The sequence below is a fragment of the Nocardioides cavernae genome (assembly GCF_016907475.1).
GTDB lineage: Bacteria > Actinomycetota > Actinomycetes > Propionibacteriales > Nocardioidaceae > Nocardioides > Nocardioides cavernae.
Genome location: NZ_JAFBCA010000001.1, coordinates 1,036,999 through 1,050,685, shown reverse-complemented (window position 1 = coordinate 1,050,685; position 13,687 = coordinate 1,036,999). Strand labels below are relative to the sequence as shown.

The window sequence follows — 13,687 nt, the reverse complement described above, 5'->3', positions numbered from 1 at the left end:
CTGCCGTGCCGGGTGGTCCACCGGAACGGTCGTCCGGGGGCCGCCTGGGTGACCGTCTGCCGGTGAACTACCCGACGACGGGGCGACCGGCCTGCCAGACCCCCGCGACGAGCGGGACGCCGGGACGGTAGGCGAGGTGGACGCACGACGGCGCGTCGAGGAGGACCAGGTCGGCCACCTTGCCGGGGGCGAGGACACCGACGTCGTCGCGGGCGAGGGCGGCCGCGCCCATGGCGGTCGCGCCGTGCAGGGCCTCGGCCGGGGTCATCCGCATCTCGCGGACGGCCAGCGCGATGCAGAGGGCCATGGAGGAGGTGAAGCAGGAGCCGGGGTTGCAGTCGCTGGCCAGTGCGACCCGTACGCCGGCGTCGAGCAGGCCGCGTGCGTCGGGGTAGGGCTGGCGGGTGGAGAACTCGACGCCCGGCAGGAGGGTCGCGATGGTCCTTGAGTCTCTCAGCGACTCGACGTCGAGGTCGCTCAGGAAGGTGCAGTGGTCGACCGCCGTGAGGCCGAGCTCGCAGGCCAGCTGCACGCCTCCGCCGTACGTCAGCTGGTTGGCGTGGAGGCGTCCGCGCAGGCCGCTGTCGGACCCCGCGGCGAGGATGGCTCGCGCCTGGTCGACGTCGAAGGCGCCGTCCTCGCAGAACACGTCGATCCACCGGGCGTGCGGTGCGGCCGCCGCGAGCATGGGGCCGGTGACGAGGTCGACGTAGTCCTCGGGGGTGGTGTCCGCGGGGACGACGTGGGCCCCGAGGAAGGTCGTGTCCTCGGTGAACTGGCGGGCCACCGCGAGGCTGCGCGCCTCGTCGTGGACCGACAGCCCGTATCCGCTCTTGATCTCGACGGAGGTGGTGCCCTGGGCCCGCATCTCGGCGACGAGCCGGGCGACGTGGGAGGTGAGCTGCTCGTCGGTGGCCGCACGGGTCCGGGCGACCGTGGTGCGGATGCCGCCGGCCGTGTAGGGCTGGCCGGTCATCCGTGCCTCGAACTCGGCGGAGCGGTCGCCGGCGAAGACGAGGTGGCTGTGCGAGTCGACGAAGCCGGGGATCACCGCGCGCCCACCGGCGTCGACCTGCACGTCGGCGGCAGGCGCGTCGGCGGCCGGACCGACCCACGCGACCCGGCTGCCCTCCACCACGAGGGCGGCGTCGTGCACCAGCCCGAGGAGTCCGCCCTCGTCGACCCGCGCCGGGTCGTTGGTGGCGAGCTCGCCGATGCCCGTGATCACCGTCGTGTTCATGTCCTGCCCTCTCCCCAGATGCGGGCGATGGCTGCCTCGAGCTCGAGCCCGATGTCGTAGCGCTCGCCCTCCTGCACGACCCACCGGCCGTCGACCATCACGCGCTGCACGTCCTCGGCGGACGCGGCGAAGACCACCGCGCCCTCGTCGCGGCCGGCTCCGGCCGTCCGCGGGCTGGCCGGATCGACGACCACGAGGTCGGCGCGCCGGCCGACGGCGATGGCGCCCGCGTCGTCCCAGCCGAGCGACGCGTGCCCGGCGGTGGTGGCGGCAGTCAGCAGCTCGGCGGCGGTCCAGTGACCGCGCTGCTGGGTGGCCAGCCGCTCGTCGAGCTCGACGGCGCGCATCTCCTCGAAGAGGTCGATCACCGCGTGGCTGTCGGAGCCGAGGGTCAGCCGCGCGCCCGCGTCGTGCAGCCGACGGCTCGGCCCGATGCCGTCGCCCAGGTCGCGCTCGGTCGTCGGGCAGAAGCTCGCGTGGGCGCCGGCTCCGCCGATCAGCTCGATGTCGTCGTCGGTCAGGTGGGTGGCGTGCACGAGGCTGGACGTCGGTCCCAGCAGGCCGTGGTCGGCGAGCAACCGCGCCGGCGTGACGCCGTACGCCTCGAGGCAGGCGGTGTTCTCGGCGACCTGCTCGGAGAGGTGGACGTGGAAGGGCCGGCCGTCGAGGCGTGCGGCCACCGCCGACAGCTCGGCGGCGGGCACCGCGCGGACGGAGTGGACCGCCATGCCGGTGACGGCGTGCGAGGCGGCCGTCACATCGGCGGTCAGGGCGTCGACGCGGTCGGCCCACGCCCCGACGCTGCCGTCGCTGTAGCGGAGCTGGGCACCCTCGGGCGGCACCCCGAAGCCGGACGAGAGGTAGAGCGTGTCGAGCAGCGTGATCCGGATGCCGGCCTGCCGGGCCGCCTCGACCAGCACGTCGCCCATCTCGTTGGGGTCGGCGTAGGTCGAGCCGTCCGGGCGGTGGTGGACGTAGTGGAACTCCCCCACGCACGTGATCCCGGCCGCCGCCATCTCGCGGTAGGTCGCGCGCGCCAGCGCGAGGTAGGTGTCCGGGTCGAGCCGCGCGGCGACGGCGTACATCTGGTCGCGCCAGGTCCAGAACGTGCCGCGCTCGCGCTGGGTGCGGCCGCGCAGCGCGCGGTGGAAGGCGTGGCTGTGGGTGTTGGCGAGTCCGGGGACGACGAGGCCGCGCACCGGGATGGCGCGCGGCGGGTCGGAGTCCGGGGTGACGGAGGTGAAGCGGCCGTCCTCGACCTCGACCAGCACGTCGTCGAGGAAGCGGTCGCCGACCCAGGCGCGCTCGAGGAGGTACGCCGTCACGCGGGGTCCCTGCGGCGTTGTTGGGAGGAGCGAAGCGGGGGACAAGAACGTCGTGGGGTGCTCATGCGGGGTCCCTGCGGCGTTGTTGGGAGGAGCGAAGCGGGGGACAAGAACGTCGTGGGGTGCTCATGCGGGGTCCCTGCGGCGTTGTTGGGAGGAGCGAAGCGGGGGACAAGAACGTCGTGGGGTGCTCATGCGGGGTCCCTGCGGCGTTGTTGGGAGGAGCGAAGCGGGGGACAAGAACGTCGTGGGGTGCTCATGCGGGCGCCCCGGGACGAGCCAGCTCGGCCAGCACGTCGGCGAGAGCCTCGACGCCGGCCAGGCAGTCGGCGGTCTCGGCGTGCTCGTCGGGCGAGTGCGAGACCCCGGTCGGGTTGCGCACGAAGACCATCGCGGTGGGGATGCCGGCGTCGGACAGGATGCCCGCGTCGTGGCCGGCCTGGGTCGGAATGACCGGCCAGCCGGCGAGGCCGGCGAGGCGGGCAGCCAGGTCCGCGTCGAAGGCGACGGAGCCCGAGACGGACTCCGCGGTGACGTCGAGCGACGTGCCGTCGCGGTCGGCGCGGTCGTGCGCCTGCCGCTCGACCGCCTCCACGAGGGTCACCAGAGCCTCGTCGGACGAGGCCCGCGCGTCGAGCCAGGCGGTCACCAGCGACGGGACGGCGTTGGTTCCGTTGGGTTCGACGGTGATGCGGCCGAAGGTGGCGCGCTGACCGGCGATCCGGGCCTGCTTGTTGGCGGCGAGCGCCGTCATGGCGTAGGTCAGCATCGGGTCGCGCCGGTCCTCCATCCGGGTGCTGCCGGCGTGGTTCGCCTGCCCCGCGAAGTCGAAGCGCCACCGTCCGTGCGGCCAGATCTCGCTGGCCAGCCCGACCGCCACGTCGCGGTCGACGAGGTCGCGGCCCTGCTCGACGTGGAGCTCGACGAAGGTGCCGACGCGGTCGAAGTCCAACAGACCCTGCGCAGGGTCGAGTCCGGCGGCGTTGATCGCGTCGGCGAGGAACACGCCGTCGCGGTCGCGCAGCTCCTTCGCCTGCTCCCACGTCGTGGCGCCGGTGACCAGCCGAGATCCGAGGCAGGCACGCCCGAACCGCGACCCCTCCTCCTCGACGAAGACGCCGATGCCGATCGGGCGGTCCGGCTCGAAGCCCCTGGCCCGCAACGTGTCGACGGCCGCGAGCGCGGACGCCACGCCGAGCGGGCCGTCGTACGCACCGCCGTCGAGGACCGAGTCGAGGTGCGAGCCGGTGAGGACCCCCTGGTCGCCGGGGCGCGCGCCGGCGGAGGGCTCCCACCAGGCGACCTGGTTGCCGATGCCGTCGGTCTCGACGGCCAGCCCGCGCGCCGCGCACTCCTCGGCGAACCACGACCTCAGCTCCGACTCGGCCGACGTCCAGGGCTGGCGGAAGTAGCCGCCCGAGGACGCCGATCGCCCGACCGGTGCCAGGTCGCGCCACATCTCCTCGAAGGCCATGCGCCCAGTCCATCGGTCGCGTGCGCGGGGGTCAACGCGAGGGCCCGGCAAGTCGTCTCGGATCCCAGACGATGCTGGCCACCCACGCCGCCGCTGTAACGCCGGGTTGGTGCAGGTACCCACTGGGGTGCTCGGGGGTGGGTACCGCCACTAACCCGGCGTTACAGCGGGAGGACGGGGCGGGTGGGAGGCTCGAGCCATGGAGTTCCGTGAGGTCGTACGCCGTCGACGGATGGTGCGCCGCTACGCCGACCGACCGGTCGACCCGGCGGCCGTCGACCGGATGCTCGAGCACGCGCAGCGCGCGCCGAACGCCGGTTTCACCCAGGGATGGGCGTTCCTGGTGCTGGACAACCCCGAGGACGTCGCGCTCTTCTGGGCGACGACCGGGGCCGACCCCGACGCCCACAACGCCTGGCTCGACGGAATGCGCACGGCCCCGGTGGTGATCGTCCCGCTGACCAGCAAGGCCGCGTACCTCGACCGCTACGCCCTGCCCGACAAGGGCTGGACGGACCGCGACGAGGCGCGCTGGCCGGTCCCCTACTGGTGGGTCGACGCGGGGATGGCGGCGCTGCTCGTCCTGCAGACCGCCGTCGACGAGGGGCTGGGCGCCTGCTTCTTCGGGATCGAGGCACGCCACCTCGACGGCTTCCGGGAGGCCTTCGGCATCCCGGAGGACCACGCGCCGGTCGGCGCGATCACGGTCGGCCACCGCGAGACCGACACCGGCGCTCCCGGGTCACCGGCCCGTCGCGAGCGACGCGGGGACGTCGTCCACCGCGGCCGGTGGTGAGCGCAGCAGCTCGAGGGCGGAGCGCACCTGCTCGAGCAGCGGGCGCGCGGCCGGGTCGAGGCTGACGCACGCGGCGAGCAGGTCGCGCACCTCGTCGGGCACCTCGTCCAGACCCTCCGGCACCAGCGGCATCCGCCGGTGCAGCAGCGGCCACCGGCGTCGGCTCTCCCAGGTGGCCTCGTCTCCGTACGGCGCGGTGCGGGCGAGCGCGTCGATGAGCGTCATGCCCAGCCCCCACACGTCGGTCGCCGCGGACAGGCCACGACCGGTCGCCTGCTCGGGGGCGAGGTAACCCCGGGTGCCCGCACCGGGCCGGCCGCTGCCCGGCCGGCCCGCGAGGCTGAGGTCGATCAGTACCGCCTTGCCGTGGTCGACCACGACGTTGTCGGGCTTGAGGTCGAGGTGCAGCCAGTCGTGGCGATGGAGGTACCCGAGCACCGAGGCGAGCTGGCAGCCCAGCTCGGCCGCGTCGGCGAGGCCGAGCGGCTCGTGCTCGACGAGCGCCGACAGCGTCGCGCCCCGCAGGGTCTCGAGGACGACGGTCGGCGGGTCGTCCAGGACGTCGTAGCCGCGCACCAGGTGCGGGTGGGCGAGCGAGGTGGCGAGGTGCCCCTCGAGCAGCACGGCCTGTCGCACCCGCGGGTCGTCCCGGCGGTCGGCGCGCAGCAGCTTGACCACGCACCGGGTGCCGCGCGCCTCGTCCCAGGCGTCCCAGGTCTCGAGCCGGCGGCCGTCGGCGAGCAGGGTCAGGGGCCGGTAGCCAGCCGGCAGGTCGCCGGTGGGCTGACGCCGCCGGGTCATGCGGGCACCTCGGCCGACGCCGACGCCGGCGCGAGCGCGAGCGCGACCACACGGTCGACGTGCTCGAGGACGACCGGGTCGTGGGTCAGCACCAGCACGGTCCGCTGCCGCTGACCGCTCGTCAGCGCGACCATCAGTCGGCGGGCCGCCTCCGCGTCCAGCCCGGTCGTCGGCTCGTCGAGCACGAGCACGCGACCGGGCCGCAGCAGGGCCCGCGCGACCGCGAGCCGCTGCCGCTGACCCCCCGACAGCGTGCGGCCGCGCTGGCCGATCCGGGTCTCGTAGCCGTGCGGCAGCGCCTCGACGAACTCGTGCGCGCCTGCGTCGCGCGCCGCGGCGCGCACCTCGGCGCGCGTGGCGTCGGGCCGGCCGAGGACGAGGTTGTCGTGCACCGACGCGTCGAGCATGAGCTGCTCCTGGTGGACGACGGTGACGGCGTCACGCACCGACGTGGCGGTGTGCGCCGCGACGTCGTGGCCGTCGATCGCGACGACGCCCGTGTCGGCGACGAGCTGGCGCGACAGGAGCCGGCCGAGGGTGGACTTGCCCGACCCGCTCGGACCGACGAGCGCCACGATCTCACCCGCCGCGACGTCGAGCGACAGCCCGTCGAGCGCAGGCCGCGGCGCACCGGGATAGGCGTACGACGCCTCGCGGACCGACAGCGCGCCCGGACCGCCCGGCAGCGGCGTGGCGCCGTCGCGGTCGCCGCCGGCGGGCTCGTCGAGCAGCTCGACGACCCGCTCGACGCCCGCGCTGGCGGAGTAGAGCGCCGGCACCAGGTCGGCCAGCGTCCGCACCGGCCCGAAGCACTGCATGAGGAGGGTGAGGAAGGCCAGCAGCCCGCCCAGCGTGAGCCGCCCCTCGGCCAGCGACCAGACGCCGAGCCCGACGACGACCAGCACGCCGACCAGCTCGGCGAGGTCGACGAGCGGGAGGAAGAGCGCGCGGATCCTGCTGGCGGCCAGCTCGGCGCCCGCGATGGCGTGGTTGTGGCCGTCGTACGACGCCACGGCCCGGTCCTCGCGGCCGTAGGACTGCACGAGCGCGGCGTTGCCCAGCGCCTCCTCGGTCACGCTGCCGAGCGAGCCGCCCCGCCGACGGCGCTCGCGCGAGACCTCGCGGGTGAGGCGGGCGAACCGCGTGGAGACCCACCAGAAGAGCGGCACCACGACGAGCGAGGCGAGCGCCAGCCGCCAGTCCATCCACACGAGTGCGCCGACCAGGACCAGCAGGCGCACGAGTGCGCCGACGCCCTCGCTGGCCTGCGTCACCATGAACCGCTCGACCGCGGCCACGTCGGACGTCAGCCTGGTGAGGGTGTCGCCGAGGCGGCGGCGGTCGTGGGTCGCCGCCGGCAGCGACAGCACGTGGGCGAAGACGTCGCGGCGCAGGTCGACGAGGAACCGCTGCGAGACGAAGGTGGCGAGGTAGTCGTCGGCGCCCGAGACGACGCCGCTGGCGAGGTTGAGGCCGATGTAGAGGAGCGCGAGCGCGAGGAGCGGCTCGAAGGCCGCCGGGACGAGCACGTCGTCGACCAGCCGCTGGTAGAGGAACGCCTCGGCGACCGCGATCGCCGGGGCAGCCGTGAGGAGCAGGAGGCCGAGCAGCAGCCAGCCACGCAGCGGCCGCAGCCGCGGCCAGAACCGGAGGGCGATGTCGGCCGGCCGGAGCCCGGCCGCGACGTCGACGAGGGCCTCCTGCTCGGGGGCGGCGCGCAGCAGGCCGGCAGCGCGGCGGCGTACGGACATGGGAGCTCCTGCGTCAGGGGCGGGTGGACGAGCGGGACGGGTGGGCGGCCCGGGGGTGGGCCACCCACCCGTCGTGGCGGTGCAGCAGGTGTCGGTCAGCTGGAGCGCGAGCGCGACCGGCTGCGGTTGCGACGACGCCGACGCCGCCGGCGGCGCCCGTCGTCGCTGGACGAGTCGCCGCGGCGGGCCTGGACGGCCGGCGTGAGGGCGGTGATGATTCCGGAGCGGGCCATGGTGGCCTCCTTCGGTTGCGATGTCCGGGTCTTCCCGGCTGACGTGGAGGACTCTCCGGTCCGCACGTGACACCGCCATGAGCTCTGGGTGAGAGCGCCCTCATGGAGCGCCGCGATGCCCTACCGTCTGCCCATGACCGACCGCGTGGTCGCCGCCCTGCAGGCGCTCGTCCGCATCCCGACCGTCTCCGACCGCGACCCCGCGCGCGTCGACACCGACGCCTTCGACCGGCTGCTGGCCGAGCTCGCTACGCAGTTCCCGCTGCTGCACGAGCGGCTGGAGCTCACGCGTGTCGGCACCCACGGCCTGCTCCTCCACTGGGCCGGAGCCAGCGCCGAGCGCCCGGTCGTGCTGATGGCACACCTCGACGTCGTGCCCGTCGACACCGGGGCCCCGTGGCAGCACGACCCGTTCGGCGGCGAGATCCACGACTCCCCCACCGGCCAGGCCATCTGGGGCCGCGGGACGCTCGACGACAAGGGCTGCGTCGCCGCCATCTGCGAGGCCGTCGAGTCCCTCCTCGAGGCCGGGCACAGCCCTGCCCAGGACGTCTGGCTGTCCTTCGGCTGCGACGAGGAGGTCAGCGGCACCGCGGCGGTCGAGGCGGTCGGCGTGCTCCGCGACCGCGGCGTCACCCCGTGGCTCGTGCTCGACGAGGGCGGCGCGATCGCGGGAGGAGCGTTCCCGGGCGTGAAGGCCCCGCTCGGCGTCATCGGCGTCACCGAGAAGGGCACCACCTCGCTCGAGCTCGTCGCCGAGGGGCGCGGCGGGCATGCCTCGACACCCGCGCGGAACGGCCCGACGGCGCGCATCGCCCGCGCCATCCTGCGGATCGAGAAGGCGCCGTTCCCGGCGTCCGCCCCGGCGCCGACGCTCGAGCTGATGCGCCGCCTCGCGCCGCACGTGCCGCTGCCGCTGCGCCCGCTGCTCGGTAGGGCCGACCGGCTGGCCCCGGTGATCACCCGGGTGCTGCTCGCTGCAGGTCCGGAGGCCGCAGCCATGACGCGTACGACGGTCGCGGCCACCACCCTCAGCGGGTCGCCGGCCCTCAACGTGATCGCGTCGACCGCGAAGGCCGGGCTCAACATCCGGGTGATGGTGGGCGACACGGTCGCCGGCGTGGTCGAGCACGTCAGGAAGGCGGTCGACGACGACTCGATCCGCATCGACCTGGTCGAGTCGGGCGAGCCGTCGCCGGTCTCGCCGATGGACGAGGCGTTCGAGCTGCTCGAGGACTGCATCGGCGAGGTCTTCCCCGATGCGGTCGCGACGCCCTACGTGATGATGGCCGCCACCGACTCGCGCCACTTCACCGCGATCAGCGAGCACGTCTACCGCTTCGCCCCCTTCCGGATGACCAAGGCCCAGCGCGAGGCCATCCACTCCTACGACGAGCACATCGGCGTCGCCGACCTCGTCGACGGCGCCCGCTGGTACACGTTGCTGATCGAGAGGCTTCCCGCATGACGACCGCCCCCGCCCCCACCGCGCAGACCGCCGTGAAGGGCCTCGCCACGATCGTCGGCTTCCTGGTGCTGGTGGAGTTCGCGAGCGGCATCCTCCAGGGCTACTACACCCCGATCTACCCGCAGATCGCCGATCACCTCTCGATCAGCGAGGGCGACATCAACTGGTTCGAGGCCGCGCAGCTCATCGTGAGCGCCCTCTGCATCCCGTTGCTCGCGCGGCTCGGGGACCTCTCCGGGCACAAGCGCGTGCTGCTCGTCTCGACCGCCGTGACCGCGCTCGGCTCGTGGTGGCTGGCGTTCGCGCCGTCCTTCACGACCTTCCTCGTGGGCTGGGCGATCCAGGGCGCGTACGTCGTGTGGCTGCCGCTGGAGATCGCGATCGTCCACCGCCGCACGCGCCAGTCCGGTCGCCAGGAGCTGCTCACCCGGCGCGGGGCCGCGATCCTCGTCGGCTCCCTCGAGCTCGCCGTGATCGTGGGTGCGGTCAGCAGCGGCCTGCTCGTCGACACGCTCGACATGAACGTCCTGCTCGCGCTCCCTGCCGTCGTGGTGACCGCGGTCTTCTTCGTGATCCTCTTCGGCATCGAGCAGGCGCCCGGCGACGACACCGGCAGCATCGACTGGACCGGCCTGGCGCTGATCACCGTCGCGCTCGGCGTGCTGATGGGCGGCCTGGTCTGGCTGCGCATCGACGGCGCCGGTTCGCTCCTCGGCTGGTCGACGATCGTGCTGTCGGTCGCGGTGTTCGCCGCGTTCTGGCGCTTCGAGCTGCGCCACCCGGACCCGATCGTCGACGTACGCCTGCTCAGCAGCCCGGCGCAGTGGCCGGTGCAGGTGACGGCGTTCCTCTTCGGCATCCCGGTGCTGGGCGGGCAGATCCCGCTGTCGACCTACGCCCAGGCCGACCCGGCCGAGCGCGGCTACGGGCTGGGCGCGGACCCGGCGTTCATCTCCACGCTGATCGGGCTCTACGTCGTGACCCTGGCGATCGGTGCGTTCACCCTGCCGCTGACGACCCGCCTGTTCGGCGGCGTACGACGCGCGCTGGTCGTCGCGTGCTGCCTCGTCGGGCTGGGCTACCTGCTGTGGCTGCCGTTCAACTCCGAGACCTGGCAGGCGTTGGTCAACATGGGTATCGCCGGCCTGGGCTCGGGCGCCCTGGTGGCCGCGCTGCCCGCCGCCGCGGCGGCCGCCGCGCCGCCCGAGCGCACCGCCATCGCCACCGGCATGACCAACGGCACCAAGACCGTCGGCGGTGCGATCGCCTCCGCGATCTTCGCGATCGCGCTCACCGCGACCGGTTCGCTCGACGCGACGTCGGAGCACGTGGCGCCGTTCAGCGGCTACCTCACCGTGTGGGCCGTCTGCGCCGGCGCGTCCTTCCTCGCCGCGCTCGCCCTCCTCGCCGCACCCCCGCACGCGTTCAGCGACGTACGCAACGACACCGTCCCGCACTGACCTCCGGCGCGTCGGCGACGGACCGCTAGTCTCGGCCCGTCCTCGGCGGCGGGCCGAGCGAGAGCGGGGGGACGCATGAGCGAGACGACGAGCACGGTTCAGGTGGTGGACGAGCAGGCGCGCTTCCGAGCCTTCACGGCTCTCGGCCTTGCGCTCAGCTCGCTGGCAGGCGGCGGGGTGTTCATGACCTCGTTCCAGTGGCTGGCCATGAAGTTCTTCAACGACAACGGGAACGACCAGCTCTACTGGATCGGCGTCGCCGTGGGGCCGCTCGTCATGGGCTGCGCCGCCCTGTGGCTCTCACTGACCGACCGGTCGTCCGCCGACATGCTCGCCCGCCCCCTCGCCCGCGCAGCGCTGGTGCTCTCGGCACTCGCGGTCGTGGGCGCGTTGCTGCTGCTGGCCCTGACCGCCGGCGGCGTCTGAGCCAGACCGCGCCCGACCTCGTCCACGGCCACAGCTACTCGCCCCAGCCGAGCCGGGAGCCCACGCTGCCGACCTGGCGACCAGGCGCGCCCTGACCCGGCGCGTCGGACGACCAGAAGTCCCTACGCCGGCTTGTGCCCGCGCGGGGGCGAAGCACGACCCAACAGGTTGTGGTCGTCCGACGCGCCGTCGTGCGAGGCCCCGTCAGGCGTTGCCGCCGGGCCGCTGCTCGCGGGAGCTGAACGGTGACTCGGGCCGCTCCTGGCGCACGCCGTCGACGGTGAGGTCCACCAGCTCGTTGTAGAACGCCACCCGGCTGGCAACGGCGCCCGCCGCCGGCGCGGGCGAAGAGTAGGTCCAAGCGAGGTTGGGCAGAGCAGGCGGACCCGGCCAGGTCCAGTAGCCGTCGGTCCGGCCCTTGTACGGGCAGTACGAGACGTTGTCGGTCGGCTCCAGCAAGTCGAGCCGTACGTCCTCGGCCGGGAGGTAGAAGCGCGTGGGAAGGTGGGTCTCGAAGAGCAGCACCGGCCGGTCGCTGCTGGCGAGCGTCACGCCGTCGACGGCCACCTCCACCCGCCGCGAGCTTGCGATCGCCTCGACCCGCTTGTGCGGGTCGCGGGGGTGGCCCGTGACCGGCTCGTCCTCCTCGGTCCACTCCAGCAGCCCGGGCTCCCAGGTGACCACCACCCGGTCGGCGAGCGTCTCGTCGGCGAGGGTCCACGCGGCCGCGGGGAGCACGCGGCCCGCTGACGCAACGTCGTACCACTGCGACACCGGGACCTGCGGGCCGAAGAAGGAGAAGCCCTCACGCACCGGCGGACCGGTGGGCGAGAGCACTCCGTCGGCGATCTCGTCGCGACGGAAGGCGTAGACCGGCGGGAACATGCCCTGCCACACGAGCAGCGGCTCGCGGGACTCGACGACCACCTCGCCGTCGAGGCGGCCCCGCACCCACTTGTCGATCGGCTCGGTCCGCACCACCTCGCCAGTGTGCTCCCGCTGCGGACGGCCACGCCACCGTCCGGCACGACCTCCCCGGAGCAGCGCCTCAGCTCGTGAGCGCTCCCTCGAGCCGGGACAGCCCGGGGCCGGTCAGGTCGTCGAGCGCCTCGGCCCGACCGGAGACGGCCATCAACAACGACACCAGCGGACCGCTGACCTCGGCGCCCTCGCCGTGGGACCAGTCGGCGTCGGTCGCCACGAGCCGGAGACCGGCCGCGCGCTGCTTGCCACCGCCCATCCCTACCGACGTCCTCAGCTGGTGGGCAAGGGCGCGCTGGACGGTCTCCGTCGGGTAGTCGCGGCGCACGCCGAGCGGGCGTCGTACGTCCTCGCCGTGGACGACCTCCTCGACGAGCCGGCTGTCGAGGGGAGCGGGAGGGGTCGTACGCCGTCCCACCACCGCCCGCAGGCGGTCGAGCGTCTCGGTCGGGGTCGCCCCCTTCTCGCGCGCGACGCCGGCGTCGTTCTGCCGGTCGAAGTCGAAGCGTGCGCGCACCATGGCGGCCACGATGCCGAGCCGGGTGGTGCGGGCGTTGTCGACGAGGTGGGCGGCGACGTCGTGGACCGTCCAGCCGCCGCACAGCGACGGCGACTCCCACTGCTCGTCGCTCAGCCCGGCCAGGTCCGCGACCAGCGCCTCGCGCTCGCGGCGCACCAGCTCCCACACGTCCGTCATGTCATCAGCCTGTCAGGACCCGGTGACACCGCACTGCCTACGGAACGAGCGGCCCCGCCGTCAACGCGGCAGGTGCGGGGCGGCCGCGGCGGCCTCGATGCTGTCCTCGGACGGCATCAGGAACCACAGCAGCGGGTAGACCAGGATCTGGCTGCCCGGCAGAACGAAGAGCGTGATGACGAACAGCAGCCGGGTCACCCACGGCGTGAGCCCGAAGCGACGGCCCACGCCGGCGCAGACGCCGCCGATGATGGCCCGGTCGGTCGAGCGGACGAGGCCCTGACGGGCGAGGGACGTGCGGATCTTTTCCATGCCTCCAGCATGCGCCGCGCGGGCGCGCCGCACCATCGGGGTCAGCCCCTGCGCCACCCCGAGTCAGGCTCGGGGGTCCGCTCGCCGGGGCGTTTAGGGTGGACGGCACGGAGGTGATCGTGATGTCCGACCTCGAGCCGTCCCAACAGGAGTCCGGCGTCGAGCCCGTACGCAGCGAGCGCGCGCGCGACGACCGCACCGGTCGCTCGGCTGCGGCTGCCCGTATCGCGCAGCAGTCCAGCTGGGTGGACCTCCAGGTGCGCCGCGCGATGGAGCGCGGCGAGTTCGACGACCTGCCCGGACGGGGCAAGCCGATCGAGGACCTCGGCGTCGACCACGACCCGGACTGGTGGGTCAAGAAGCTCGTCGAGCGCGAGAACATCGCCCTCCTGCCGCCGGCCCTCGCCCTGCGCAAGGAGGACGCCGAGCTCGACGGGCGGTTGGACGAGATCACCGCCGAGAGCGAGGTGCGGCGCGAGGTCGAGGACTTCAACAAGCGGGTGATCGAGATCCGCCGGCAGCTGCAGGGCGGCCCGCCGGTGATCACCGCACCGCGGGACGTCGACGCCGAGGTGGCCGCGTGGGGCGAGCGTCGTACGGCCCGGGTCGAGGCCCAACGCGCAGCCGTCGCCGCCGCCCGGCCCGAGCGGCCGGAACGTCGCTGGTGGCGCCGCCGCCGTTGACCGATAGGTCACCCTCCATGGCCCGAACTGACTAGTTCCG

General features: G+C 73.9%; 14 protein-coding genes. 5 read left to right on the top strand and 9 right to left on the bottom strand.

From position 1 onward, the window contains the following. Nucleotides 1-67: 67 nt before the first annotated feature. The 3 genes from hutI to JOD65_RS04885 all read right to left on the bottom strand — a co-directional run bounded on the left by hutI (nucleotide 68) and on the right by JOD65_RS04885 (nucleotide 4,039). The gene (hutI, locus tag JOD65_RS04895; RefSeq protein ID WP_191193483.1) at nucleotides 68-1,240 is read right to left on the bottom strand and encodes an imidazolonepropionase; all 1,173 of its coding nucleotides are present in this window, start codon (nucleotides 1,238-1,240) and stop codon (nucleotides 68-70) included. Continuing rightward, nucleotides 1,237-2,565, bottom strand: a complete 1,329-nt coding sequence (locus JOD65_RS04890; protein WP_191193484.1) for a formimidoylglutamate deiminase — start codon at nucleotides 2,563-2,565, stop codon at nucleotides 1,237-1,239. Before JOD65_RS04890 ends, hutI begins: the two co-directional genes overlap by 4 nt. Nucleotides 2,566-2,821: 256 nt before the next feature. Further along, nucleotides 2,822-4,039 carry an allantoate amidohydrolase gene (locus tag JOD65_RS04885; RefSeq protein ID WP_204810955.1) on the bottom strand — a complete coding sequence of 406 codons (1,218 nt, stop codon included), beginning with the start codon at nucleotides 4,037-4,039 and terminating at the stop codon, nucleotides 2,822-2,824. 199 nt (nucleotides 4,040-4,238) lie between these two features. Between JOD65_RS04885 and JOD65_RS04880 the strand changes: the two genes are divergently transcribed. Continuing rightward, entirely contained in the window at nucleotides 4,239-4,835 is a 597-nt protein-coding gene (locus tag JOD65_RS04880) for a nitroreductase family protein (RefSeq protein ID WP_191193485.1), read from the top strand. Here the strand turns inward: JOD65_RS04880 and JOD65_RS04875 are convergent. The 3 genes from JOD65_RS04875 to JOD65_RS04865 form a co-directional block, all read right to left on the bottom strand. Next, nucleotides 4,782-5,636, bottom strand: a complete 855-nt coding sequence (locus JOD65_RS04875; protein WP_191193486.1) for a serine/threonine-protein kinase — start codon at nucleotides 5,634-5,636, stop codon at nucleotides 4,782-4,784. The genes JOD65_RS04880 and JOD65_RS04875 overlap by 54 nt on opposite strands. Beyond that, nucleotides 5,633-7,387, bottom strand: coding sequence for an ABC transporter ATP-binding protein (locus JOD65_RS04870; protein WP_191193487.1), 1,755 nt, complete (start codon nucleotides 7,385-7,387; stop codon nucleotides 5,633-5,635). The genes JOD65_RS04875 and JOD65_RS04870 overlap by 4 nt, the downstream gene beginning before the upstream one ends. 95 nt (nucleotides 7,388-7,482) lie before the next feature. Further along, nucleotides 7,483-7,620, bottom strand: coding sequence for a hypothetical protein (locus JOD65_RS04865; protein ID WP_191193488.1), 138 nt, complete (start codon nucleotides 7,618-7,620; stop codon nucleotides 7,483-7,485). Between the two features lie 133 nt (nucleotides 7,621-7,753). Here JOD65_RS04865 and JOD65_RS04860 point away from each other — a divergent pair, with 133 nt between their 5' ends. The 3 genes from JOD65_RS04860 to JOD65_RS04850 all read left to right on the top strand — a co-directional run bounded on the left by JOD65_RS04860 (nucleotide 7,754) and on the right by JOD65_RS04850 (nucleotide 10,974). After that, nucleotides 7,754-9,088 carry a M20/M25/M40 family metallo-hydrolase gene (locus JOD65_RS04860; RefSeq protein WP_191193489.1) on the top strand — a complete coding sequence of 445 codons (1,335 nt, stop codon included), beginning with the start codon at nucleotides 7,754-7,756 and terminating at the stop codon, nucleotides 9,086-9,088. Beyond that, a complete protein-coding gene (locus tag JOD65_RS04855; RefSeq protein ID WP_191193490.1) occupies nucleotides 9,085-10,548 on the top strand; it encodes an MFS transporter in 1,464 nt (487 codons plus the stop codon). Before JOD65_RS04860 ends, JOD65_RS04855 begins: the two co-directional genes overlap by 4 nt. A gap of 75 nt (nucleotides 10,549-10,623) precedes the next feature. Then, complete coding sequence (locus JOD65_RS04850; protein ID WP_191193491.1) at nucleotides 10,624-10,974, top strand: hypothetical protein; 351 nt, start codon at nucleotides 10,624-10,626, stop codon at nucleotides 10,972-10,974. Nucleotides 10,975-11,178: 204 nt separating this feature from the next. On the opposite strand, the gene JOD65_RS04845 is transcribed toward JOD65_RS04850, so the two are convergent. From JOD65_RS04845 to JOD65_RS04835, 3 genes are all read right to left on the bottom strand, one after another. Further along, nucleotides 11,179-11,955 (bottom strand): DUF427 domain-containing protein, encoded by a 777-nt coding sequence (locus JOD65_RS04845; RefSeq protein WP_204810953.1) that lies wholly within the window; start codon nucleotides 11,953-11,955, stop codon nucleotides 11,179-11,181. Between the two features lie 67 nt (nucleotides 11,956-12,022). Further along, nucleotides 12,023-12,652, bottom strand: coding sequence for a maleylpyruvate isomerase family mycothiol-dependent enzyme (locus tag JOD65_RS04840; RefSeq protein ID WP_191193492.1), 630 nt, complete (start codon nucleotides 12,650-12,652; stop codon nucleotides 12,023-12,025). A 60-nt stretch (nucleotides 12,653-12,712) separates the two neighbouring features. After that, on the bottom strand, nucleotides 12,713-12,964 hold the full coding sequence (locus JOD65_RS04835; protein ID WP_191193493.1) for a PspC domain-containing protein: 252 nt from the start codon (nucleotides 12,962-12,964) through the stop codon (nucleotides 12,713-12,715). A 122-nt stretch (nucleotides 12,965-13,086) separates the two neighbouring features. Here JOD65_RS04835 and JOD65_RS04830 point away from each other — a divergent pair, with 122 nt between their 5' ends. Continuing rightward, nucleotides 13,087-13,647 (top strand): DnaJ family domain-containing protein, encoded by a 561-nt coding sequence (locus tag JOD65_RS04830; RefSeq protein WP_191193494.1) that lies wholly within the window; start codon nucleotides 13,087-13,089, stop codon nucleotides 13,645-13,647. Nucleotides 13,648-13,687: the final 40 nt, after the last annotated feature.